Below are 24,022 nucleotides of genomic sequence, written 5' to 3'. Positions count from 1 at the left end.
AAGCGGAGTACCTCGGAGCAGTAGGCGCGAGGCGCGAGGCGCCGCCAGCGCCTATGCGACCTTCCCGAAGCAGGCCGGTTCAGGCGCCCAGCGAGTGGCACAGGGCGTAGGCGTGGCGTTTACCGGCGATCAACGCTTGCGCGTCGGCCACCGCGCATGGGGCCGCCCGTGGGCCGAGCGCCAGGTGTGTTTGCGCTCGCCCGCGGCGCGCGGGCGAGCGGTGTGCTCTCATGGATCGGGCGTGGTCGGCGGGCTCCAGTGCCTGCCGGGAATCGCGGCGATGAGGCGCTGCGTGTATGCGTTGCGCGGGTGCTCGAAAACCTCGGACGGTGTGCCGCACTCGACGATGCGGCCCTGGTGCATGACGGCGATCCGGTGGCACAGCTGCGCTGCGACCCGCAGGTCGTGGGTGATGAAGATCATGGCCAGGTTCAGGCGCTGCTGGATGTCCTGCAGCAGCGCGAGCACCTGGGCCTGTACCGAGACGTCCAGCGCCGATACTGCTTCGTCGGCCACCAGCAGTTGCGGCTCCAGCGCCAGCGCGCGGGCGATACCGATGCGCTGGCGCTGGCCGCCCGAGAAGGCGTGGGGGTAGCGGTCGAAGGCCGATGCGTCGAGTTCCACCAGGCGCAGCAGCGTGCGCGCCTTGCGCTCGGCCTCGGCGCGGGGCACACCGTTGGCCACCGGGCCGTCGCTGATGCTGCGGCCCACCGTGTGGCGCGGGTTCAGCGACGCGAACGGGTCCTGGAAGATCATTTGCAGCTTGTGGCGCAGGGGCCGCAACTGCGTCTGCGATAGCGGCGCGATGTCGATGCCGTCGAACAGGAGCTGGCCGCCGTCGATGTCGAGCAGGCGCAGCAGGCATTTGCCGATGGTCGACTTGCCCGAGCCGGACTCGCCCACGATTCCCAGGGTCTGGCCGCGCTGCACGCTGAAGCTCACGCCATCGACCGCGTGCAGCACACGCCGGCGCACGAACAGGCCGCCTCCGGTCACGTAGGTCTTGCGCAGGTTTTGCACTTGCAGCAGCGCCGGGTGCGTCGGATCGGTGCTGCTGGCGTGGGCCTGAGCGCTCAGCTGCGGTACTGCGGCGATCAGGCGCCGGGTGTAGGGGTGCTGCGGGTGGTTGAGCAACTGATCGGCCGGGCCCTGCTCGACGAGGATGCCCTTTTCCATCACGGCCACGCGGTCGGCGATGTCGGCGACGACGCCGAAGTCGTGCGTGATGAACATCACGCCCATTCCCATGCGCGTCTGGATGCGCTGGATCAGCGCCAGGATCTGCGCCTGCGTGGTCACGTCCAGCGCGGTGGTGGGCTCGTCGGCGATCAGCATCGCTGGCTCGAGCGCCAGCGCCATGGCGATCATCACGCGCTGGCGCTGGCCGCCGGACAGGCGAAAGGGGTAGGCGTCCTGGAGGCTCTCCGGGTCGGGCAGGCCAACGAATTCCAGCAGCGCCAGCACGCGCTGGTGGCGCGCTGCGTCCGGGCAGGCGCCGTGCACCGCGAGTGCCTCGGCGATCTGCGCGCCGACGCGCATCAGCGGGTTGAGCGCCGACATCGGTTCCTGGAACACCATGGCCATGTCCTTGCCGCGCAGCGCCAGCAGTTCGTGCTCGCGCAGTTGCAGCAGGTCACGGCCCTGGAACAGGATGCGGCCCGCTTGTGGCCTGAGCTGGCTTGGCAGCAGGCCCATGATGGCGTTGGCGCTGATCGATTTGCCGCTGCCGGATTCGCCCACGATGCACAGGATTTCTCCGGCGCGCAGCTCGAACGACAGGTCCCTGACGGCGTGCGCGCGGTCGCTGCCGGCGGGTAGCGCCACGGTGAGTCGTTCGACGCTCAGCAGCGGGGGCGTGCAAGCGATGGCGGACATGGGAGTCACTCCCCCGGTTTGCGCAGTTGCGGATTCAGCGCGTCGTTCAAGCCCTCTCCGATCAGGTTGATGGCGAGCACGGTCAGCAGGATCGCCATTCCGGGCAACAGGCTCATCAGCGGCGCTTCGCGCAGCATGGTGCGGGCGGCGCCGATCATGAAGCCCCAGCTCATGAGGTTGCGGTCGCCCAGTCCCAGAAAGGAGAGCGAGGATTCGGTGAGGATGGCGCTCGCGATCATCAGCGAGGCGGTGACGATGATGGGCGGCATCGCGTTGGGCAGGATCTGCGTGCAGATGATGCGCGCCGGCTCTTGCCCGATCACCCGCGCGGCCTGCACGAACTCGCGCTGCCTGAGCGAGAGGAACTCGCTGCGCACCAGCCGCGCCACGGGCGGCCACGACACGCTGGCGATGGCCCCCACGATGGAGTAGAGGGACGGCGTGAAGATGGCCACCAGCACCACGGCCATGGCGAGTTGCGGAATGCTCTGGAAGAACTCGGTGCAGCGCATCAGCAGGTCGTCGATGCGCCCGCCGTAAAAGCCGGCCAGCGCACCGACCAGCACACCGAACACCACGGCTGCGAGCGTGGACGCGCCCCCCACCAGCAGCGACACGCGCGCGCCATGGGCGAGCCCGGCGCCGAGGTCGCGACCCAGCATGTCGGTGCCCAGCGGGTAGGTGCGGTCGGTCAGCGGCGCGAGCAGGGGCTCGGCGACCATGGCCCAGGGCGATTCCTCGTACCAGACGGAACAGAACAGGGCCATCAGGACCACCAGGCCCAGGATCACCAGGCCCGCGAGCGCGCCCCTGTGGGTCGCAAAACGGCGCATGAATTTCTTCATCTCAGTTTTCCGATTCGATGCGCGGATCGACCAAGCGGTACAGCAGGTCGGTGATCAGGTTGAGCAGCACGACCATGGTGGAGGTCACCAGAAACACGCCGAGCAGCAGTTGGTAGTCGCGCTGCATCAGCGCGTCGAACATGAGCCGGCCAATGCCGGGCCAGCCAAACACGGTTTCCGTGAGCAGTGCACCGCCCGCCATCTGGCCGAGCTGGATTCCGGCGAAGGTCAGCACCGGCAACATGGCGTTGCGCAGGACGTGGCGGCGGATCACCTGGCCCGGCGGGACGCCCTTGGCGCGCGCCGTCCTGACGAAATCCAGACCCATCACCTCGAGCATGGAGGCGCGTGTCAGGCGCGCGTAGACGGCCATGAAAAAGCAGCCCAGCGACACCACCGGCAGCACCAGGTGCGCGCCGATGTCCTTGGCGCGCGCCCAGCCGACGAATCCTGCGCCCACGCTCTCCATGCCGAACGCGGGCAGCCAGTCCAGCGTGACGGAGAACAGAATGATCAGCAGCAGCGACAGCCAGAACAAGGGGGTGGCGTACAAGAGCAGCGATACGGACATGATCAGGCTGTCCAGCCAGGTGTGTTCTCCGGTGTAGCGGCTGCGCGCGGCGATCACGCCGAGCAGGCCCCCCGCAAGCAGCGAGAAGACGAACGCCAGCGCCATGAGCAGCAGCGTGGCGGGCAGGCGCTCGAGGATCAGGTCAAGCACCGGCAGGTTGTTGCGGTAGGAAAAGCCCAGGTCGAACTGGAGGATGCCCCTGACGTACAGCCCAAGTTGCAGCCACAGCGGTTGGTCCAGTCCGAAGCGCTGGCGCAGTTGCGCGAGGTAGGCCGGGTCCGAGGATGCGGCCTCGCCGGCCATGATGCTCGCCGGGTCACCGGGAGCCAGGCGGATCAACAGAAAGTTCAGGACCACCACGCCCAGGATGACGAAAAGGGCCTTGCCCAGTCTGGCGCTGAGGAAGGAGATCAGTTTCACGGGACGGCGTTCCGGTCTACAGGGACCACAGGGTCTGCGGCGGGCCGGGGCGGCGTCACTTCTTGTCGAAGCAGACGTCGTCAAAGCTCTCGTTCAGGCCGATGCCGGTCTGCACGAGGTTGCGGATGTGCTTTTGATGGAAGGTGGCGTTTTCGATCTCGAACAACACACCGTTGGCGACCTCGGCCATCAGGATGTTCTGCACTTCGGAGTACAGCTTTTGGCGCAATTCCGGGCTGCGCGCCGCCGCTGCGTTGGCGAACAACGCGTCGACCTTCGGGTTCCGGTAGCCCTGGTTGTTCACGAAGGGCGACCCCTTGACGGCGTTGGTCGACAGGAAATGGCGCGCCACGCCGAGCGCCGGGTCGCCGTACTGGTAGGTGAAGTTGAAGGTCAGATCAAAATCGAAATCCCCCAAGCGCTTGGCCCAGCCGCCGGCGTCGGCCGGCTCGATCTGCACCTTGAAGCCGATCTGTTCGAGGCTCTGCCGGGTGTACTCGGCCAGACGATCCCAGGCCGAACCGTAGGGGAAGGACAGGATCCGCACCGGCGTGGCGCCGACGTTCACGCCCGACTCCTGAATCAGCGCGCGCGCCTTCCTCAGGTCAAACGCGTACTGCGGAACGTTCTGGTCGTAGTACAGCGTCGTCGAGGCGATCGGACCGGTCGCAATCTTGCCCATGCCGAAGAAGATGTTGTCGACGATGAACTTGCGGTTGATCGCGTGCATCACCGCCTGGCGCACCTTCAGGTTGTCAAACGGGGGGCGGCGCTGGTTCATGCTGATGAAGGCCAGCGGCGCGTACATTTCCCAGCCCCGGGTGCTCATCGTGACGTTGGGCAGGGCCTTCAGGCGCTTGATGTCGACGTTGTCCACGTCGCCGCCACGCAGCAACTGCACGTCGCCTTTTTCAAACGCGACGGCGCGCGACGCGGCGTCGGGGATCACACGGAACACGATTTCGTCGAGGCAGGGCAGGCCCTTTTTCCAGTAATCGGGGTTGCGCGTGAGCACGATGTGCGAGCCCTTCTTCCACTCCTTGAACTTGAACGGGCCGGTGCCGATCGGCGTCTGGTTCGCCGGGTTGCTGTAGAAATCGCTGCCTTCGTAAATGTGTTTCGGAATCATGGGCATGTTGTCGACGACGAACAGGCTCATGAACGGGGAGAAGGGCTCCTTGAGCTTGAACTCGACGCCGTGCTCGCCGATGGCTGTGATCGAATCGAGGTACCTGTTGATCACCAGGCGGCTGCGCGGGTGGGCCGTGCGCAGGAACTTGTCGACGCTGAACACCACGTCGGCCGCACTGAAGGGCTTGCCGTCGTGCCACTTCACGCCGCGCTGCAGTTCGAAGGTGTAGCTCAGGCCGTCGCTGGAGGCTTTCCACGACCTGGCCAACGCGGGCTGCGGCCTGAGCTGGGCGTCATAGGTGAGCAGGCCCTGATAGATCTTGCCGGCCACGTAGATCGTGGGCGCTTGCTGGTTCAGGCCCAGCATCAGGGTGGGGGGCTCGGGTTGGACGATGGCGCTCAGCGTTCCCCCCTGCGTCTGGCCTTGCACGCTCTGGCCTCGGACGCTGGCTGCGCCGAGCAGCGCGGCAGCGAGCGCCAGGGCGATGCTTGCCTGGCGGCGGCTGGAACGGGGAAGGGGCGGTTTCATTCGGCTCTCCTGGGAAGTAAAAACAGGGGGGTCACATTTCCCGGTCCTCGCTGGCGTCGAGGCCGAGGCGGCGGCTGATTCCCAGCAGATGGTCGCGCATGGCGCGCCGTGCCGCGGCGGGCTGGTGCTTTTGGAGCGCACGCAGCAGCGGCAGGTGTTCGTTGTGCGCCTGCTCCCACACCTGGCCATAGACGAAATGCTGGTTCAGTTTGTTGAAGATGGCACTGCGCTCGCCCAGGGCCCACAGGTGCTGCACGGTGGACGCGAGCGCGGCATTGCCGCTGGCCTCGGCAATCAGCAGGTGCAGCCGGTCGTTGTGCCTGAAAGGCTGTTCGGATCCAGGCAGCGCCAGGGCGGCCTCCTGCATCTGCCCGATCTGGGCGGGTGTGGCGTGGCGCGCAGCCAGTTCGGCGCAATGGGGCTCCACCAGCAGGCGGGCCTGCAGCAGGTCGGCGGCGCCCATGTCCAGCAAGGCCGGTGCTGCCATGGGCCCTGCGGACGAGGCAAGGCGCGATTGCGGGCCCGTGACGTACACACCACTGCCCACCCGCACGTCCACCCAGCCCTCGATTTCGAGCGCGATCAATGCTTCGCGCACCGACGGCCGGCTGACCGCCAGCATCTCGGCGAGTTCGCGTTCCGCAGGCAAGCGCTCGCCCGTGCGGTAGCTGCCACTGCGGATCTTTTCCTTGATCTGGCTGGCAATCATCCGGTACAGGCGGGAGACGTTGATGGGCTCAAGGGTCGGCATGAGAGATATGGCTTTCAGTGTCAGGCTGCCAAGTGGCAAGACCAATTTGACGCAGAAATGAGGGCTTGTCATTCGGGTTTACCTGTGATGCTGGCAGGTGCAATTTCGGTGCCAGCCGTACGCGCGGACGGGCTGTAGCTGGCACCGTGGCGCTGCTGTACCTGGTGGGCATAATGGCCCCCCCAAAAGGAGCCCACACCGTATGCGTACCATGCATTTCATCGCCGCCGCCACCGTCTGGGTGCTCGGCGCCAGCGCCAGCGCAGCCCCGGCGCATGGGGACGCAGCGCACCACGGCGCGCACGCCCCTGCGCTGAAGAAAGTGCAGAAAGCCTGGGGCATTGCGGGCGACGCCAGGGCCGTGGTGCGCACCATCCGTATCCGCATGACCGACGACATGCGATTTACCCCCGACCGGATCGAAGTGCGCGAGGGCGAGACCCTGCGCCTGCGCGCCGAAAACAAGGGCCAGGTGCAGCATGAAATCGTGATCGGAACGGCGCACGGGCTGGAGCAGCACGCCGAGATGATGCAGAAAAACGCCGCCATGGAACACGGCGAACCCCACATGGCCCATGTGAGCGCGGGCCACAAGGGGGACATCGTCTGGACCTTCAACCGCCCCGGCAGCTTTGCCTTCGCCTGCCTGGTCCCGGGCCACGCCCAGGCGGGAATGATCGGCAGCATCACCGTGCTGCCCCGCAAACGCTGACACGCCGTGGCTACGGCGCGTGCCTCCAGCGCGCCGCCTGCCCCGCCCCCCGCGCGGATTGCCCGACAATCGGCGGCCATGCATTCCCCTGTTTCCTTGGCCGGCGACGCTGGCAGCATCACCCGCGTGGCCGGAATCGAGGTCGGCCACTGCACCGAAACCCGCCGTCCCACCGGCTGCAGCGTGGTCATTGCGCGCGAGGGCGCCGTGGCCGGCGTGGACGTGCGCGGCGCGGCCCCCGGAACGCGCGAGACGGATTTGCTCCACCCTTCCAACTTGGTGGACCAGGTGCACGCCGTCGTGCTGGCCGGCGGCAGCGCCTGGGGGCTGGACGCCGCCACCGGCGCCGTGCGCTGGCTGGAAGAGCACGGCATAGGCTTTGACGTGGCCGTGGGCCGCCTGCCCCTGGTGCCCGCGGCGGTGTTGTTCGACCTGCTGCTGGGCGACATGCGCATACGCCCCGACGCGGCGGCAGGCTATGCCGCGTGCCAGGCCGCATGCACCCGGGACCCGGCCGAAGGCAATGTGGGCGCAGGTGCGGGCGCCGTGCTGGGCAAGGCCTTTGGCATGCAGCGCGCGATGAAAGGCGGCATTGGCACGGCGTCCGTCACCGTCCATGGTGTGACCGTGGGCGCGCTGATTGCCTGCAACGCACTGGGCGACGTGATCGACCCCGACAGCGCCCAGGTGATCGCCGGCGCCCGCACGCAGGATGGTCTGCGCCTGTGCGACACGCGCCGCGCCCTGCTGCGCGGAGACGCCCCCCAGTCCCTGCTCGCGGGAACGAATACCAGCATCGGCGTGGTGGCCACGGACGCCGTCATCACCAAGGCGCAGGCGCACCGCCTGGCCGTGGCCGCGCACGACGGCCTGGCGCGCAGCATCAACCCCGTGCACACCATGTCCGACGGCGACACCCTCTTTTGCCTGGGCACCGGCTGCGCGGGAAAAAACCCGGGGATGCTGCTGCTGGCCACCATGGCTGCGGAGGCCACGGCCGTCGCCACCGCACGGGCCGCGCGCGCGGCAGCGTCGATCACGACTGCGCAGGGCCTGTATTTGCCTGCTGCGGGGGCGTTGGGTTGAAACTCAGCGCCGCCGCTCTTCGGAAGGGGTCATCAGCCGGTCGGTCAGCGCAATCGCCAGCGCGCTGAGCAGGAACACCACATGGATGATGGTCTGCCACATCAGCACCTTCAGGTCATAGTTGGCCGCGTTGATGAAGGTCTTGAGCAGATGGATCGAACTGATGCCGATGATCGCGGTCGCGAGCTTGACCTTGAGCACCGAGGCGTTCACATGGCTGAGCCACTCGGGCTGGTCGGGGTGGTCCTCCAGGCGCAGGCGCGAGACAAAGGTTTCGTAGCCGCCCACGATCACCATGATCAGCAGGTTGGAGATCATGACCACGTCGATCAGCGCGAGCACCACCAGCATGATGATGGTTTCATTCAGCGCGGTGACCGCGGCGTCGCTGCGGTAGCCGATGCTCGACACCAGTTGCCCAAGCGCCGCCGTGTCGCCCAGCGCGGCCTTGATCAGGTGCAGCAGTTCAACCCAGAAATGGAACACGTACACCGTCTGCGCCAGGATCAGACCCAGGTACAGCGGCAGTTGCAGCCACCGGCTGGCAAAGATCAGCGTGGGCAGGGGGCGCAACGGTGCGGGGGGAGTGGGTCGGGGAGGCGACATGGAGCGTGCAAACTAAAGGGAGAGGGTTTCGGGCGGGCGCGATTTTAGGCGGAAGCGTGGCCTTGGCCAGCGGGCGCTGCGGAACCGGTTTTGCCAGGTGACTTCAGTTCAGGGGCGAGTTCGGGCCGCCCGGATCAGAGCGCGGCAAAATCAGCTTCAGGTAGTCCTCGGTCGCTTCGAAGTCGGGCTCTGCCCCGCTGGCGGCCCGCACGAGCGGAACGATCTTGCGGCGCACCCCCATGCCACGCGCGTCCACATAGCCATGGTCGCGCAGCACGTCGACGATGGCTGTGTTGCGGGGCGAGCGTTGTCCCGCGAGCATTTTTTCGACGGTCATCGAATTCTGTAGCGCTCCCGGGCTGGTGACCTCGAGCCGATTCGAGTAGGCGACGATCTCGACTTCGGGTGTGCGGGTCCAATCCCGGTGCGCCAGCGCATTCACAACGGCCTCCCGCAAGGACTCGGGCGGGTAGTGCCAGATACGCTCCCGGCGCAGGCCGTCGCCCAGGTTTTCACCCTCCGTGCTGACGAGAGGCTGGCCTTGCAGCCTGTCCATCAGGTCTTCGATCAGGCCGCGTTCGAGCAATTCGCGCGCGCCACCATCCTGGCGCGCAAAGCGGCCGACCAGAGGCGCATCAAGAATCGTGTCGTCAAGCGCTTGGTAACTCTTGTCGATACCGCTGAACGCCATCCACCGGATGCCCGCTTGACGCAGGAAGCGGCGCGGTGTGCGGCCAAACAACACCAGGCCGGCAATGGTGCAAACCGGCGCCGCCGCATGGACGTCGGTCATGAAGCCCAAGCCCAGCATGCGATCGATCCACGCAACTTCCGTCGCTGGCAGTTCGCGGTCGCCAGCGCAGCTCAGAAGATAGTCTTGGAGGCGTTCGCGGTCCAAGGCATGAATAGTCGCTCCGGAGACGGGCATGGTTTCGCTGTGCAGCAGGCCTCCCGTCGCAAACAGTCGCGCTTGCTGGTTGCGGTCGGCAAATCGCACGGTACTTCCGACGCGGATATAGATCTCTTCGCGGCCGTTGTGGCGAAGGACGTACGGCTTGCTGCTTCCCGTCGTGACCGAAACCACCGCGACGCGTTGACCGCCATCAAGCGCAACGACTTCGTAGAACGGCAGCAGCATGGGATGCACATGCCCCAGGATGGCATCCATCACCCAAGTCTCGAGGTTCCCGCGCTGGATGCCGGAGATTGTGCCGTCGTCCTCGACGCCGAGCAGAACCATGCCGCCGCGCAGGTTGGCCATTGCGACGATTTCTCTGGCGAGCGCGTCGGCGCGGATGTCATCGCGTTTGAACTCGACGCCCGAGTTTTCGCCATTTGCAATGATTTCCAGCAACTCCGTTTTGAGCATCTATCTTCTCTCTCTAAAAACCGTACTTTTCCTTGCGTCGGGAAAACGCCTCCCGGCCACCTTCCAGGATTTCGGCGACGCGGTCGCGAATATCCGGCACGTCGATGGAGCCCTGCGCCGTGGCGGGCATTTGTGCGCGGGATCCATCGGACGAGAAGATACCGATCCACTCGGCATCGCCGAACACCGGGATGTTTGCGTTGTGGGTGGCGAACAGGAACTGCCGCTCGGTCTTTGCTCCGCGCAACTGGGTCACGATCCGTTCGGCGATGAAGGCATTGTCCAGATTGTCCTCGGGCTGGTCCATGATGAGCGGGTCGTCGTTCTTCAACAGCAGCAGGTGCAGGATTGCCGTGCACTGCTGCCCCGTGGAGAGTTGATCCAACGGCTTGAACAACGCACCCTCGTGCGCGATGTTCAGTTCGATCAGGATCTGATCTTGCAGGTCGATTTCTTCGATTTCCAGCACCAAGCTGCGGTCGAGGCGGGCCAGGGCCTCGATCGCCGAGGGCTGAATCCCCCAGTCCGAGGTCAGCGCCTCGATGGCGCTTTCGCCGTCGCGCATTGCCTTGACCAGTGCGGGCACGGTCAGGTTCTCTCCGGATTCATCGATCCAGGCAAGTTTCTTTTCCCCGAGACCGGGCACCCGCAGCAGGAGTTCTTTCAGCGCCCTGCGCTGTGCCCCGGCCTTCAGATCCAGCCTCAGCTTGCCATCGAGCTTGCGGTTGAGTTTTCTGGTGGCCTGGCGCAACTCGTCGGTGCGCTGGTCCCGCAGTTGCGAAAATGCGTCCAGCAGATCGCGTCGCTGGCCATGGAGTTCGTGCAATAACCGATCCATGTTGCCTGCACGCGCTTCGCTGGGGCGGATGGTTTCGATCTCCCGCAGCAGTTCCTGATAGGCCCGGCCCACGTCGCGGCCCGGCCTGCCTGCGAAGGTGGGCAGGTTTGTGAAGACCCTTTCAAGGGCCGCTGATTCGGCGTCGAGTTTGCTTTTCAATTCGGCCTGCTGTGCATCGGTCGCCATCGTCGTTGCAGCATGCAATTCCCGGAGCCCCGCGAGTCGGGTCGTGATCTCCTTGCCGAGCCCATCGAGCGCGGCACGCATGCGGACCATGATCTGGGCATGTGGCAGCCCGTCGAGCGCCTTGTCGCTGAGAAACGCGGTATCGGGAAGGTTGTCGTTGAGCATGACCAATCCCTCGGCCACGCGGGTGAGTTCTTCGCTGACGCGCTCGGCGAGTTGCTTCTCGCGCTCCAGTTGAGGCACCAGGGCCAGTTTGTCTTCAAGACCCAGTGACTTGAACTGCTGCACCTGTTCGGTCAGTTTGGGCAGCCGTGCAACCTGCGTCTGCAAATCGTCCTTCTGCCGCGCAGCGGTCAACAGCTTGTTGCGGTTGTTGATCAATTGCCTGGCAATGACGCCGAGTTCGTCAGTCAGCGTGCTGCCGCTCGGTAGAAAGCGATTCAGGATGGCTGCCTGGCTGGCAGGGTCGCGGGCCAGCTCGAGGATTTCATTTTGACCGTAGATCTCGATGCGCGGTAGAAGATCGCGCGGTTGCAAGGTCGATACCTGCCCCGCATCGTCTTTGACGACGGAAGGCTCACCATAGCGACGAGATACCGAATAGCGTCTGCCGTTCTGCGTGCGCGAGATCACCTCCAATGCGATGCGCCCACCGGCTCCCAGGTTTGCCTTGATGATTTCATCATGCTGTCGTTTGGCGGAGAGCGCACGCGGTGGCACGTCGAGTACGTAGCGCAGGCATTCGATCAGCGTCGATTTACCGGTCCCACGCCCGCCGATCACGGCATTCAGATGTGCCGACAGCTCGATACCGATGCCGTCAAGGTAGCCGCCATGAAAGCGCAGCTTCTCCATGCGTGAATAGTGCGCCTCGGGCGGAAATCCGAGTCGAATGCGTGAATCAGGATCCTTGAATGCAGCAAGAAAGCTTTCGAAACCCGGCCGTGTCATCTTGATCCAGCTGCTCGCGCGTGGATTGGCCAAATCATCGGGCGTGACCACATCCTTGGCATTCAGGAGCGCGATGTGGTGCGCGCGGCGGTAGTTCGGGTCTTTGTTGAGGACGATTTGCTTGTGGTTTTGTGGCAAATCCTCGAGGGGTCCGGGAATCTGGCCAGCTTTGACCAACGTCTCGTCCTTCCATATGTGGGAAAGTCCCCCGCCAGCTTGGTTCAGATGCAGCAGGCCGTTGGCGCCGGTCATGTGCGCGGCATACCAGAAACCACCACAATCGAAAATTATCCGCGCAAGGTCGAGACAGGTTTTGTTGGAAGGCTGCACCGTATCCCCGGGATCTGTGAGAGACAGCTTGCCCAGGTATCGATTCAATTGATCCGTGGTCGTGTCTTCGGGAAACAGGCAGACCATGTGTACTTTCTCGCTGGACGCAATCTCGAAACCGGGAAAGACGATGATGCCGTGTGGTTCGAGGAACCGGCGCAAACCATCGACTGCATCGACGCTGCCGTGGTCCGCAACGCCAACTACCGTGATTTCAAGTGCCCGGCACTGGTCGAGCACCTGCTGATTGTAAGCAGCTTCATCCAGCCCGTGTTCGATGCCGCGGTATTGGGTTTGGTAGCCGAACGGGTTTACCTGCAGGGCACAGCGCCAGAAACGCGCGATCGTGTAGCTGGATTCAGGAGTGGGTTCTCTGTTCATGTGCGCTCATTATGAGTGTTTGGGCCACGTGGAATCGATCGATGGCGCAACCCCCCCGCGGTGCGATCTTGCTGGCCACGCAGCGTGGCGGCTGCGGTGCCCTGGCCAGTGCGTAAGCACCCCTGGTGGTGTGATCAAATCCACGCCCGTCCGTGGCCCGTCAGTGGCCCGTAAGCGCCGGGTCCGACAGTACCGGCCCGTTTCATCATGCGATCAAGGAGACAAAACCATGACTGCGTCCGCGCCCGCGTCCGCCATCGAGTCCATGCTGGTCGAGAACCGCGTATTCCCTCCGGCGGACGCCATCGTTCAGGCTGCGCGCGTGTCCGGCATGGCTGCATACGCGGCGCTGTGCGCCGAGGCGGACGGGGATTTCGAGGGGTTCTGGGCGCGCCAGGCGCGCAGCAACCTGCAGTGGAGCCGACCCTTTACGCGCACGCTCGATGCGTCCAACGCGCCGTTTTTCCAGTGGTTTGCCGACGGTGAACTGAATGCCTCGGCGAACTGCCTGGACCGCCACGTCGGCACGCCCACCGAGAACAAGACCGCGATCGTCTTCGAGGCCGACGACGGCGCGCTGACCCGCGTCAGCTACAGGGAACTGTTCGCGCGCGTGGGTCAGTTTGCGAATGCGCTCAAGGCGCACGGCGTCGCCAAGGGGGATCGGGTGCTGATCTACATGCCCATGTCCATCGAGGGCGTGGTCGCGATGCAGGCCTGCGCCCGCATCGGCGCCACGCACAGCGTGGTGTTTGGCGGCTTCAGCGCCAAGGCCGTGCACGAGCGCATCGTCGATGCGGGCGCCGTGGCCGTGATTACCGCCAACTGCCAGATGCGCGGCGGCAAGGAACTGCCGCTGAAGGCGACCATCGACGAAGCCCTGGCCATGGGCGGCTGCGACGGCGTGCGCAACGTGTTCGTCTATCAGCGCACGGCCACGGCCTGCGCCATGCGGGCCGGCCGCGACAAGAGCTTTGCCGAGGCGCTCGCGGGCCAGAGCACGGATTGCGCGGCGCTTGCCGTGGGCGCCGAGCACCCGCTGTTCATCCTGTACACCAGCGGCTCCACCGGCAAGCCCAAGGGCGTGCAGCACAGCACGGGCGGCTATCTGCTGTGGGCCAAGATGACCATGGACTGGACCTTCGACCTGCGCGCGGACGATGTCTTCTGGTGCACCGCAGACATCGGCTGGATCACGGGCCACACCTATGTGGCCTACGGCCCGCTGGCCGCGGGCGCCACGCAGATCATCTTTGAAGGCGTCCCCACGTTCCCGAACGCGGGCCGCTTCTGGCAGATGATAGAGCGCCACCGGTGCACGATCTTCTACACCGCGCCCACGGCCATCCGCTCGCTCATCAAGGCGGCCGAAGCCGACGCGGCCGTGCACCCCGCGCGCTCCGACCTGTCGAGCCTGCGCATCCTGGGCAGCGTGGGCGAGCCCATCAACCCCGAGGCCTGGATGTGGTACCACCAGAACGTGGGGGGCGGGCGTTGCCCCGTCGTGGACACCTTCTGGCAGACCGAAACCGGCGGCCACGTCATCGCGCCGCTGCCCGGGGCCACCCCGCTCGTTCCGGGCAGTTGCACGCTGCCGCTGCCCGGAATCGCTGCCGCCGTCGTCGACGAGACGGGCCGCGACATGCCCCACGGCGCGGGCGGCATCCTGGTCATCAAGCGGCCCTGGCCGAGCATGATCCGCACCATCTGGAACGACCCCGAGCGCTTCAGAAAGAGCTACTTCCCCGAGGAACTCAGGGGCTATTACCTGGCCGGCGACGGCGCGGTGCGCAGCGTCGACCGCGGCTACTTTCGCATCACGGGCCGCATCGACGACGTGCTCAACGTCTCGGGCCACCGCATGGGAACGATGGAGATCGAATCGGCGTTGGTCGCCAAGACCGACCTGGTCGCCGAGGCCGCCGTGGTGGGCCGCCCCGACGCCGTGACGGGGGAGGCCATCTGCGCCTTCGTGGTGCTCAAGCGCGCGCGCCCCACGGGCGAGGAGGCCGGGCAGATCGCCAACGAACTGCGCAACTGGGTGGCCAAGGAAATCGGCCCGATCGCCAAGCCCCGGGACATCCGCTTTGGCGACAACCTGCCCAAGACGCGCAGCGGCAAGATCATGCGCCGCCTGCTGCGCAGCATTGCCAAGGGGGAGGCCATCACGCAAGACATCAGCACGCTGGAAAACCCCGCCATCCTGGAGCAGTTGTCGCAGACCAACTGATGCCGACCCATGCAGGACCAGGGTCCGCAGCAGGACGCGGTCGGAAATTGCGCCCGGGCGGGGTGGCGGGGAGCGCCACCGCATACATTACAACGGTCGCATCGATGTGATCGGCCGCCCTGGCCGGGCGTCGTCTACCGGAGATTCCCCATGCAATTGCGTTCCTTCGTTCTGCTCTTGACGGTGCTGAGCATCGTGGCGCTGGCGGTCCTGAACTGGCCCGCCCTGACGACCCCCTCGCAGATATCGCTGGGGCTGGTCTCCGTGGAAGCTCCGCTGGGGCTCTTGATGCTGGCACTCACAGCGCTGCTGGGCACCTTCTTCCTGGCCTATGTGCTTTCGCTGCATGGCTCCGTCCTCCTGGAAACGCGCCGCCACACCAAGGAGTTGCAGGCCCAGCGCGACCTGGCCGACAAGGCCGAGGCCTCGCGTTTCACCGAACTGCGCGCGTTCCTGGACGCCCAGAGCCAGCAGACCCATGCAGCGTTCCTGGCGCGGCTGGATCAGCTGGAAGCGCGCCTCGCAGCGCGGGCCGAGGAGTCGGACAACACCACGGCCGCGTACGTGGGGCAGTTGGAGCAGCAGCTGCGCAGCCGCAATCCGGGGGGCGACGCCTTTATCGGTTGATGCGGCTGAGGCGGCGCAGTGGCTTGGCCGGCGCGCGCGCCCCATGCGCCATTCCGTGGTGGCCGTTACGCGGCGGGGGCTACGGCCTTGGTGCGCGCGGGCAGCTTTTCCTTGATGCGTGCCGACTTGCCGCTGCGCGCGCGCAGGTAGTACAGCTTGGCGCGGCGCACGTCGCCGCGGCGCTTGACCTCGATTCCGGCGATCAGCGGGCTATAGGTCTGAAAGGTGCGCTCCACGCCTTCGCCGCTGGAGATTTTGCGCACGGTGAAGCCACTGTTCAGGCCGCGGTTGCGTTTGGCGATGACCACCCCCTCGTAAGCCTGCACGCGCTTGCGCGTACCTTCGACCACGTTCACGCTTACGATCACCGTGTCGCCCGGGGAGAAGTCCGGGATGGTCTTGTTCAAGCGGGCGATTTCTTCCGCTTCCAGAGTCTGGATCAGGTTCATGGCTATATTCCCAGCGATCTTGGCCGCGCCCAAAGTGGCAGCGTCGGGATTGACGTCTCAAGGGTTGTGCAGCGGCGCGAGGCTTGCAAAACGGCCGGCCAGAGGATCGAAAAGCCCTCGATTGTAGCAATTCAATTCCCCGGCGCGTTGCGCTCCAGGGCATCAGGGAGCGCCGCCTCGTCCGCAGGGCTCAGGCGGCCGGCCTTGCGCGCTGCGTCGAGCAAATCGGGCCGGTTGCGCGCCGTGATCGCCAGTTGCTGCTCACGGCGCCAGCGCGCTATCTGCGCATGCTGCCCGGATACGAGGACGGCAGGCACCCGCCGCCCGGCCCATTCCTCGGGACGGGTGTAGTGCGGGCAATCGAGCAGGCCGTCGAGTACGGGATGAAAGCTCTCGCACTGGTGGCTGTCCGCGTCATGGAGCACGCCGGGCTGCAAGCGCGCGACGGCGTCGAGCAAGGCCATGGCGGCGATTTCTCCCCCTGAGAGAACAAAATCGCCCAGGCTCATTTGCAGATCGACGTGCGCGTCGATGAAGCGTTGGTCGATTCCCTCATAGCGTCCGCACAACAGAATGGCCCCGGCGCTCGCCGACCAGCGCTCCACGGCGGCGTGGTCGAGCGGCCTGCCGACGGGCGAAAACAGCAGCAGCGGAGCTTGGCTCTCGCGCGGTTCGGCGCGTTCGGCACGCACGGCCTCCAGGCAGCGCAGCAGCGGCTCGGCGAGCATGACCATGCCCGGGCCGCCGCCATAAGGACGGTCGTCCACGCGGCGGTAATTGCCCTCGGCATGGTCGCGCGGATTCCACAGGCGCACGTTGACCTGCCCGCCGGCGTACGCGCGGCGGGTCACGCCGCTCGTGAGAAAGGGCGCAAACAGCCCGGGAAACAGGGTGATGACGTCAAAGCGCATGCGGGGCGCGGGGCCTGGTCAGTAGTCGGGCTGCCAGTTGACGGTGATGCGTTTCTCGGGCAGGTCCACCGTGTCCACGAAGGCCGAGACAAAAGGAATCATGCGCTCGTGCGCCTTGCCGTCCTGCTCGCAGGCCAGAACCAGCACCGTCTGCGGGCCTGTGGACAGCAGTTCGCGCACCTGCCCCAGGGCCACGCCTTCGCGGTTGCTGACCTGAAGGCCGATCAGATCGACCCAGTAGTACTCGTCCTGCGCGGGCGATGGAAAACCCGAGCGTGCAACGAAGATGCGCGCTCCGCGCAGGGAATCGGCGGCGTCGCGGTCGTCGATTCCCTGCGCCTGCGCGACGAGCACGTCGGCGTGCTCCCTGGCCTGGAGAATGGACAGCTGCAGCGTGCCGCTGAAGGTCTTGGCGCCGCCACGCTCGGACGGTTGCAGATACCAGCGCCTGGACGCGAACAGGGCCTGCGGATCGCGGCTATGGGGCAGCACCTTGAACCAGCCCTTGACCCCCCAGGCGTCGGCAATACGCCCCACTTCGACGGCGTCGTCAGGCAGCTGCGCGGGGTCCAGGGGCAGGCTCGCGGCCATGCAGGGGGTTCCGGAACGGGAAAGCAAAATGAAAAAAGGGCGGGTTCCGTGCGGCAAACCAACGGAACCCGCCCTTTTCGGGGCACTTCAGGCCACCTTCTTGGCGGCCTGCTTGACCAGCCGGTCCACGGTGGGCGAGGACTGGGCGCCCACGCTCTGCCAGTACGTCAGCCGGTCTTGCACGATGCGCAGACCCTCTTCGTTTTCCTTGGCGCTGGGGTTGTAGAAGCCAATGCGCTCGATGAAGCGGCCGTCACGGCGCACGCGCCTGTCGGCGACGACGATGCTGAAAAAAGGACGGCCCTTGGAGCCGCCGCGGGAGAGTCGAATGACGACCATGATTTATCCTTCGGGGGAGGCCTGCGGTACGCCATTGGCCCTGAGTGACCCCGAGTCTTGCCCAGAGAGCCGCACAATGTCCGCAACCAGCCAAGCAAATACACAATGATTCACAGCGTTTCGTCTCGTTTGAAACACGCGGCGTGACCACCCAGCCAGCGCCCCGCTGCAAAACCCGAAATTATATCCCTATCCACGGTATGCCCACCATCCGCCCCAGCGCCGCCAGCGACATCCCCGCCATTGCCGCCATCTACCGGCACCACGTGCTCCACGGCACGGGGACGTTCGAGATCGATCCCCCTTGCGAAGCCGATATGGCCGCCCGCCGCGCGGATGTGCTGGCGCGCGGCCTGCCCTGGCTGGTCGCCGAGAAAGACGGCCAAGTGTTGGGCTTTGCCTACGCCAACTGGTTCAAGCCGCGCCCGGCGTACCGTTTCTCGGCCGAAGACTCGATCTACGTGAGCGACAGCGCCCGCGGCCTGGGTCTGGGGCGCAGGCTGTTGACCGAAGTGGCGGCGCAGGCCGAGGCCGCGGGCGTGCGCAAGCTGCTGGCCGTCATCGGCGACTCGGCGAACGCGGGATCGATCGGCGTGCACCGCGCGCTGGGCTTTACCGAGGTGGGAATCATGCGGTCCGTGGGCTGGAAGTTCGGCGCCTGGCGCGACATCGTGCTCATGGAAAAGCCCCTGGGCGAGGCAGACCGCACCGCGCCGGAATGAGCAAAACCATGAAAAACAAAACCCTGGCGGCCTGGCTCGCTTTCGTCGGCGGGCCCGTGGGCCTGCACCGCTTTTATCTGCACGGCCTGGCGGACCTGCCGGGCTGGCTGCTGCCCATCCCCACGGCACTGGGAATTTACGGCGTCGAGCGGGTGCAACAGTTTGGTCAGGACGACCATTACAGTTGGGTGCTGATTCCGCTGCTTGGCCTGACCATTGCGGGCTGCGCGCTGCGCGCCATCCTGTTCGCGCTGATGACGCCCGATGCATGGAATGCCCGCTACAACCCCGCCGCGCCCCCTGACGCCGCCGCCGGCGAAACACGCTGGCTCACCGTGGGCGCCATCGTGCTCGCGCTGCTCGTGGGCGCCAGCGTGCTGATGGCGAGCCTCGCGTTCAGCTTTCAACGGTATTTCGAATACCAGATCGAAGAGGCGCGCAAGATTTCGCAATGACCCGCTGCTATGGCGGGGACATTGCGGGGCATGCCGCAGCGCGGCCGGCTTTCAGCGCAGGCCCTGCGCGGTTTCCAGCCGGAACACCGCGTCGCGCAGCAGCGGGACGACCTCGCGCACCAGCCGGTCCTTCTGCGCGCGGTGCGTGATCAGCGAGCAGTTGATGGCCAGCGGCGGCTCGTTCGCGGGCTGCCGCAGCGGGACCGCGACCGCATGCACGTCCTGGCACCAGTCGCCGCGCGAATGGCAGTAGGAGCGCTCGGCAAACAGCCTCTGGTCGGCTTCCCACATGACCCGGTGCGTATCGAACAGGGTGCGGTTCTGTACCCGCAGGTAGTTGATGATCGCCGCCTGCTCCTTCGCGGGGCAGGCCAGGATCAGCGCGCGCCCGATGGCGCTGGACAACAGCGGCCGCACACTGCCGATGTCCGAATGGTGCAGGTTGCTCGTGTCGGAATGCACCGACTCGATGTACACGACGTGGATGCGGTCGCGTATGCCCAGATTCACGGTGCACCCGGTGCTGCGCGCCAGCGCTTCCATGATTGGCTTGGCCAACTGGCGCACCGCGATGCTCGCGAGCAGGGGATGGACCAGCGACAGCGTGCCGGGACTGAGCCGGTACTTCTGATGCGCCGCATCACGGTTCAAGTAGCCCAGCAGCGAGAGGGTGTAGGTCAGGCGCGAGATGGTTGGCTTGGGCAGACCCGTGCGGTCCGCAAGCTCCCGGTTGCCAAGCAACCGCGCCGTTGGCGTGAATGCACGCAATACCTTTAAACCACGCGCCAGATTCATGGAGAACTGACGGTCCGTGCTGAGGTCGTGTGGGTCGACGAGACCTGGGGCGATGATGGTGCTCACGTTGCTCTTGTTTTGCGTTTAGATTGTCTGACAGGCCATTGTTCGGCGAGACAAAAGGTAAAGTCAACAATGGGAGCAAGTTTATTTCACTCTGCAAAATAGACTTCTTATGAATGGGGGCAAATTTCTGACGAAATTGTCAATTGATACCGACGCTATTCAGATGCTACAGGACAAATGTTACAAATTAAAGACTGCATACGCCACATTGCCGGGCGCCGTGGAGCGGTTCGTCCTGCGCGTGCTGGAGGTGCGCCCGATCGGCCGTGCACCGGCTTTTCCCGGTAAACACCACGCAGACACAATATTACAAATTGGTGCGATTATTTCTTTTTCGTAGGTGACACGCAAACCGCATTCCCTCCGGAGGACCCCATGCCCGCCACCCGCCGCCTCAAGATTGGTTTGTCCGCCTGTTTTCAACACGCTGACCCCGACCGCTCGTTGTTCACGGGCAAGACCCTGCAATACGTGGAGCAGTCGATCGCGCACTGGATCATGTCCGCCGGGGCCATGGTGGTGATGGTGCCCTGTCCCACCGGAGAGACGGCCCGGGGCGACGTCACGCTGGCCCACTATGCCGACTGGCTGGACGGCGTGGTCCTGCACGGTGGCGCCGACATCTGGCCCGGCAGCTACGGCGAGGAGCCGTTGCGCGCGGAATGGCTTGGCGACCGCGTGCGCGACCTGTACGACCTGGCCGTGGTCGAGGCATTCGAGCAGGTCGGCAAGCCGATCTTTGGTGTGTGCCGCGGGCTGCAACTCATCAATGTGGCGTTTGGCGGCACGCTGTACCAGGACATCGAAACCCAGCACCCCGGCGCGCTGCGCCACCGCGACGCGGCCACCTACGACCAGAACTTTCATGCGGTGGAACTCATTCCGGGAACGCGCTTGGCGAGCCTCTACCCCAGCCAGCGGTTGGCGCGCGTGAACAGCATCCACCACCAGGCAATCAAGTCGCTCGCGCCGGGCTTTCAGATCGAAGCCTGGAGCCGCCCCGACGGCGTGCCCGAGGCGATCCGCCGCAGCCCCGCGCGGGGCAGGGGCTACATCGCCGCCACGCAATGGCACCCGGAGTTCCACCGGCACGGCCTGGACACCCTGGACGACAGCGCCATCTTGCAGGACTTTCTGGCCGCCTGCGCGCTGGCCAAGGCGCGCCCGCAGCCGGGCAACAGCCCGCTGCGCATCCGCGACCGGGCCACGCGCCTGCTGCGGCAAGCGCTGCTGATGGATCGCAGCGATTGATCCGATCTCAGTTCGAGAAGGCCGCAATGCCGGTGATGGCACGGCCCAGGATCAGCGCGTGCACGTCGTGCGTTCCCTCGTAGGTGTTCACCACTTCCAGGTTCACCAGGTGGCGGGCCACGCCGAACTCGTCGCTGATGCCGTTGCCGCCCAGCATGTCGCGCGCCTGGCGGGCGATGTCCAGCGCCTTGCCGCAGCTGTTGCGCTTGATGAGCGAGGTGGCCTCCACGGCGGCCGTGCCTTCGTCCTTCATGCGGCCCAGGCGCAGGCAGGCTTGCAGGCCGATGGCGATCTCGGTCTGCATGTCGGCGAGCTTTTTCTGGACGAGTTGGTTCGCCGCCAGAGGGCGACCGAATTGCTTGCGCTCGAGCGTGTACTGGCGCGCGCGGTGCCAGCAGAATTCGGCGGCGCCCAGGGCGCCCCAGGCGATGCCGTAGCGCGCGCTGTCCAGGCAGGTGAAGGGGCCCTTGAGGCCCTGCACTTCAGGGAAGGCGTTTTCTTCGGGAACGAATACGGCATTCATCACGATCTCGCCGGTGACCGACGTGCGCAGGCCGATCTTGCCGTGGATCGCCGGGGCGCTCAGCCCGCGCATGCCCTTTTCCAGCACGAAGCCACGGATGGGGCCCAGCGCGCCCCCTGCGGACACTTCCTTGGCCCAGACCACGAATACGTCGGCCACGGGGCTGTTGGTGATCCACATCTTGCTGCCCTCGATCCGGTAGCCGCCGGCCACCTTGTGCGCGCGCGTGGCCATGCTGCCGGGGTCGGAGCCGTGGTCGGGCTCGGTCAGGCCAAAGCAGCCGATCCACTCGCCGCGGGCCAGCCCGGGCAGGTATTTCTGGCGCTGGGCCTCGGTGCCGAATTCATGGATCGGCAGCATCACCAGCGAGCTTTGCACGCTGGCCATTGAACGGTAGCCCGAATCCACGCGCTCGATCTCGCGGGCAATCAGGCCGTAGGCCACGTGGTTCAGGCCCGGGCCGCCGTAGCGCTCGGAAATGGTAGGGCCCAGCAGGCCGATTGCGCCCATCTCGCGGAAGATACCGGGGTCCATTTTTTCGTGGCGGAAGGCGTCGAGCACGCGCGGGGCCAGTTTGTCCTGGCAGTAAGCGGCGGCCGCGTCACGCAGCATGCGCTCGTCGTCGCTCAGCTGCTGCCCGAGCAGGAAGGGGTCATCCCAGTGGAAAGCGGCATGGGCCACGGCGTGTATCTCCAGTCAGAAGGTCGAGGAATCGTTCCAGCGGGATCGCAAAGGCATTTCGCTGCGGGAGAGGATCGTAGCCGGGTTCTCTGCTGCTCCCCCGCGCCCGATTCGGCGTCCGGCATTGCCGTGCGTTACGCTTTCTCCCGCAGGGAACAACTACACTGCTTTGGTCGTTTCTTGCAGGAACGAACCGGGTGACTTTGCTCTGCTTGGCTCAAAGGATGTCCATGTCCCGAAATGTGATTGAACTGGTACCGGGCACCGTCAGCTTGCAGAGCCTTGTGCGCATCCATGCCGGTGGGGTGCGTGTGACGATGGTGGACTCGGCCCGCGCCAATCTGTTGGCTGCGCAACGCGTCGTGCACGACATCCTGCATGCTGGCGCCGTGGTCTACGGCATCAACACCGGCTTCGGCAAGCTGGCGCAGACCGTCATTCCCGCGCAGCAACTGGCCGCGCTGCAACGCAACCTCGTGCTGTCGCACAGCGTGGGCACGGGCGCGGATCTGCCTGCCGGAGTCGTCCGCCTGATTCTTGCGACCAAGGCCGTGAGCTTGGCGCGTGCGCACTCCGGCGTGCGACCGGAAATCGTCGATGCACTGCTGGCCCTGCTGAATGCCGATCTGCTGCCGCGCATTCCCGGCAAGGGTTCCGTTGGCGCCTCGGGTGACTTGGCGCCCCTGGCCCATTTGGCCTGCGTGCTCATCGGGGAAGGGGAAGTCATTGCGCCAGAGGGCAGTGTGCTTCAGGGGGCGGAGGCGATGCGCCGCGCCGGGTTCTCACCCTTCGTACTCGGTCCCAAGGAAGGCCTGGCGCTGCTCAATGGCACGCAGGTATCTACTGCGCTGGCGCTGGCCGGTCTGTTTGGCGCCGAGCATGTTCTGTGCGCCGCACTGCTCGCGGGCGCGCTTTCGCTGGAGGCCATTCAGGGCTCCATCAAGCCCTACGACGAACGCATTCATGCCGCCCGGGGTCAGCCGGGGCAAATTGCGGTTGCCGCTGCGGTGCGCGCGCTGCTCGACGGCAGCGAGATCATTCCCTCCCACGCCGACTGCGGTCGCGTGCAGGACCCCTATTCCATCCGGTGCGTGCCGCAGGTCATGGGGGCCTGTTTGGACAACCTCCGCCATGCGGCGCGCGTCCTGGTGATCGAGGCCAACGCGGCTTCGGACAATCCGCTGGTGTTCGCCGATACCGGTGAGGCGATCTCCGGCGGGAATTTCCATGCGGAACCCGTGGCGTTTGCTGCCGACATCATCGCGTTGGCGGTCAGCGAGATGGGTGCGCTCTCCGAGCGGCGGACGGCGCTGCTGCTCGACACCGGCCTGTCGGGACTGCCGCCGTTTCTCGTGCACGACGGGGGCGTCAACTCCGGCTTCATGATGGCGCAGGTCACCGCTGCCGCATTGGCTTCGGAAAACAAATCGCTCGCGCATCCCGCCAGCGTGGACAGCCTGCCCACTTCGGCCAACCAGGAGGACCATGTGTCGATGGCCACCTTCGCCGCCCGTCGCCTGGCCGACATGGTGAACAACACCGCCGTTGTCGTTGGCATCGAGGCCATGGCCGCCTGCCAGGGCATGGAACTCAAACGCCGGCTGAAATCATCGCCATGCATCGAGGCGGAGTTTGCCGCCATCCGCGAACGCGTCGCCTTTCTGGACCAAGACCGATTCCTTGCGCCCGACGTGGAAGCCATGCGCTTGTGGGCCATGGGCGCACAGGGCCGCGCTTGGCCCGCATCGCTGACAGCGATCTTGCCGAGCCTGGCAAAGGACCCATTCGCTTGACCTGGGAG

General features: G+C 65.7%; 23 protein-coding genes. 8 read left to right on the top strand and 15 right to left on the bottom strand.

Annotated features, from left to right (window positions below):
• Positions 1 to 79: 79 nt before the first annotated feature.
• Genes D5041_RS16925 through D5041_RS16900 form a run of 6 tightly spaced genes read right to left on the bottom strand, consistent with a single transcriptional unit; the run spans position 80 to position 6,122 of the window.
• A complete protein-coding gene (locus tag D5041_RS16925; RefSeq protein ID WP_265285280.1) occupies positions 80 to 232 on the bottom strand; it encodes a hypothetical protein in 153 nt (50 codons plus the stop codon).
• The gene (locus D5041_RS16920; protein WP_265285279.1) at positions 229 to 1,875 is read right to left on the bottom strand and encodes an ABC transporter ATP-binding protein; all 1,647 of its coding nucleotides are present in this window, start codon (positions 1,873 to 1,875) and stop codon (positions 229 to 231) included. Before D5041_RS16920 ends, D5041_RS16925 begins: the two co-directional genes overlap by 4 nt.
• Positions 1,876 to 1,880: 5 nt before the next feature.
• Entirely contained in the window at positions 1,881 to 2,720 is an 840-nt protein-coding gene (locus D5041_RS16915; protein ID WP_265285278.1) for an ABC transporter permease, read from the bottom strand.
• Position 2,721: 1 nt separating this feature from the next.
• Positions 2,722 to 3,711, bottom strand: a complete 990-nt coding sequence (locus tag D5041_RS16910) for an ABC transporter permease (RefSeq protein ID WP_265285277.1) — start codon at positions 3,709 to 3,711, stop codon at positions 2,722 to 2,724.
• Between the two features lie 55 nt (positions 3,712 to 3,766).
• Positions 3,767 to 5,371: an ABC transporter substrate-binding protein gene (locus D5041_RS16905; protein WP_265285276.1), complete on the bottom strand. Its 1,605-nt coding sequence runs from the start codon at positions 5,369 to 5,371 to the stop codon at positions 3,767 to 3,769.
• 31 nt (positions 5,372 to 5,402) lie between these two features.
• Positions 5,403 to 6,122 carry a FadR/GntR family transcriptional regulator gene (locus D5041_RS16900; RefSeq protein WP_010108087.1) on the bottom strand — a complete coding sequence of 240 codons (720 nt, stop codon included), beginning with the start codon at positions 6,120 to 6,122 and terminating at the stop codon, positions 5,403 to 5,405.
• Positions 6,123 to 6,324: 202 nt separating this feature from the next.
• Here D5041_RS16900 and D5041_RS16895 point away from each other — a divergent pair, with 202 nt between their 5' ends.
• Positions 6,325 to 6,834 (top strand): cupredoxin domain-containing protein, encoded by a 510-nt coding sequence (locus D5041_RS16895; RefSeq protein WP_010108089.1) that lies wholly within the window; start codon positions 6,325 to 6,327, stop codon positions 6,832 to 6,834.
• Positions 6,835 to 6,912: 78 nt separating this feature from the next.
• A complete protein-coding gene (locus tag D5041_RS16890; protein WP_265285275.1) occupies positions 6,913 to 7,920 on the top strand; it encodes a P1 family peptidase in 1,008 nt (335 codons plus the stop codon).
• A 3-nt stretch (positions 7,921 to 7,923) separates the two neighbouring features.
• Here D5041_RS16890 and D5041_RS16885 read toward each other — a convergent pair whose 3' ends face one another.
• From D5041_RS16885 to D5041_RS16875, 3 genes are all read right to left on the bottom strand, one after another.
• Positions 7,924 to 8,526 carry a TIGR00645 family protein gene (locus tag D5041_RS16885; protein WP_029554612.1) on the bottom strand — a complete coding sequence of 201 codons (603 nt, stop codon included), beginning with the start codon at positions 8,524 to 8,526 and terminating at the stop codon, positions 7,924 to 7,926.
• A gap of 103 nt (positions 8,527 to 8,629) precedes the next feature.
• Positions 8,630 to 9,895, bottom strand: coding sequence for an RNA-binding domain-containing protein (locus D5041_RS16880; protein WP_265256845.1), 1,266 nt, complete (start codon positions 9,893 to 9,895; stop codon positions 8,630 to 8,632).
• Between the two features lie 13 nt (positions 9,896 to 9,908).
• The gene (locus tag D5041_RS16875) at positions 9,909 to 12,581 is read right to left on the bottom strand and encodes a TrlF family AAA-like ATPase (RefSeq protein WP_265285274.1); all 2,673 of its coding nucleotides are present in this window, start codon (positions 12,579 to 12,581) and stop codon (positions 9,909 to 9,911) included.
• A gap of 229 nt (positions 12,582 to 12,810) precedes the next feature.
• On the opposite strand from D5041_RS16875, the gene acs reads away from it, so the two are divergent.
• Complete coding sequence (acs, locus tag D5041_RS16870; protein WP_265285273.1) at positions 12,811 to 14,811, top strand: acetate--CoA ligase; 2,001 nt, start codon at positions 12,811 to 12,813, stop codon at positions 14,809 to 14,811.
• A 150-nt stretch (positions 14,812 to 14,961) separates the two neighbouring features.
• Positions 14,962 to 15,438, top strand: a complete 477-nt coding sequence (locus D5041_RS16865) for a hypothetical protein (RefSeq protein WP_010104743.1) — start codon at positions 14,962 to 14,964, stop codon at positions 15,436 to 15,438.
• Between the two features lie 65 nt (positions 15,439 to 15,503).
• Here D5041_RS16865 and rplS read toward each other — a convergent pair whose 3' ends face one another.
• The 4 genes from rplS to rpsP all read right to left on the bottom strand — a co-directional run bounded on the left by rplS (position 15,504) and on the right by rpsP (position 17,728).
• On the bottom strand, positions 15,504 to 15,887 hold the full coding sequence (gene rplS, locus D5041_RS16860) for a 50S ribosomal protein L19 (RefSeq protein WP_010104741.1): 384 nt from the start codon (positions 15,885 to 15,887) through the stop codon (positions 15,504 to 15,506).
• A 131-nt stretch (positions 15,888 to 16,018) separates the two neighbouring features.
• A complete protein-coding gene (trmD, locus tag D5041_RS16855; protein WP_265285272.1) occupies positions 16,019 to 16,798 on the bottom strand; it encodes a tRNA (guanosine(37)-N1)-methyltransferase TrmD in 780 nt (259 codons plus the stop codon).
• 18 nt (positions 16,799 to 16,816) lie between these two features.
• Positions 16,817 to 17,389, bottom strand: a complete 573-nt coding sequence (gene rimM / locus D5041_RS16850; protein WP_265285271.1) for a ribosome maturation factor RimM — start codon at positions 17,387 to 17,389, stop codon at positions 16,817 to 16,819.
• Positions 17,390 to 17,476: 87 nt separating this feature from the next.
• Positions 17,477 to 17,728 carry a 30S ribosomal protein S16 gene (rpsP, locus tag D5041_RS16845; protein WP_010104736.1) on the bottom strand — a complete coding sequence of 84 codons (252 nt, stop codon included), beginning with the start codon at positions 17,726 to 17,728 and terminating at the stop codon, positions 17,477 to 17,479.
• A 200-nt stretch (positions 17,729 to 17,928) separates the two neighbouring features.
• On the opposite strand from rpsP, the gene D5041_RS16840 reads away from it, so the two are divergent.
• Entirely contained in the window at positions 17,929 to 18,450 is a 522-nt protein-coding gene (locus D5041_RS16840; RefSeq protein ID WP_265285270.1) for a GNAT family N-acetyltransferase, read from the top strand.
• Positions 18,451 to 18,458: 8 nt separating this feature from the next.
• Positions 18,459 to 18,905 (top strand): TM2 domain-containing protein, encoded by a 447-nt coding sequence (locus D5041_RS16835; RefSeq protein WP_265285269.1) that lies wholly within the window; start codon positions 18,459 to 18,461, stop codon positions 18,903 to 18,905.
• Positions 18,906 to 18,956: 51 nt separating this feature from the next.
• Here D5041_RS16835 and D5041_RS16830 read toward each other — a convergent pair whose 3' ends face one another.
• Positions 18,957 to 19,766: an IclR family transcriptional regulator gene (locus tag D5041_RS16830; protein ID WP_010104733.1), complete on the bottom strand. Its 810-nt coding sequence runs from the start codon at positions 19,764 to 19,766 to the stop codon at positions 18,957 to 18,959.
• 375 nt (positions 19,767 to 20,141) lie between these two features.
• Here D5041_RS16830 and D5041_RS16825 point away from each other — a divergent pair, with 375 nt between their 5' ends.
• Positions 20,142 to 21,017 carry a gamma-glutamyl-gamma-aminobutyrate hydrolase family protein gene (locus tag D5041_RS16825; protein WP_265285268.1) on the top strand — a complete coding sequence of 292 codons (876 nt, stop codon included), beginning with the start codon at positions 20,142 to 20,144 and terminating at the stop codon, positions 21,015 to 21,017.
• A gap of 7 nt (positions 21,018 to 21,024) precedes the next feature.
• Here the strand turns inward: D5041_RS16825 and D5041_RS16820 are convergent, their stop codons facing one another.
• The gene (locus D5041_RS16820) at positions 21,025 to 22,221 is read right to left on the bottom strand and encodes an acyl-CoA dehydrogenase (RefSeq protein WP_010104730.1); all 1,197 of its coding nucleotides are present in this window, start codon (positions 22,219 to 22,221) and stop codon (positions 21,025 to 21,027) included.
• 230 nt (positions 22,222 to 22,451) lie between these two features.
• Here D5041_RS16820 and hutH point away from each other — a divergent pair, with 230 nt between their 5' ends.
• The gene (hutH, locus tag D5041_RS16815) at positions 22,452 to 24,014 is read left to right on the top strand and encodes a histidine ammonia-lyase (RefSeq protein ID WP_010104729.1); all 1,563 of its coding nucleotides are present in this window, start codon (positions 22,452 to 22,454) and stop codon (positions 24,012 to 24,014) included.
• Positions 24,015 to 24,022 lie beyond the last annotated feature (8 nt).

The sequence above is a fragment of the Verminephrobacter aporrectodeae subsp. tuberculatae genome (assembly GCF_026127385.1).
Classification (GTDB): Bacteria; Pseudomonadota; Gammaproteobacteria; order Burkholderiales; family Burkholderiaceae_C; genus Acidovorax; species Acidovorax aporrectodeae.
This window is presented reverse-complemented; position numbering and strand designations above follow the sequence as displayed.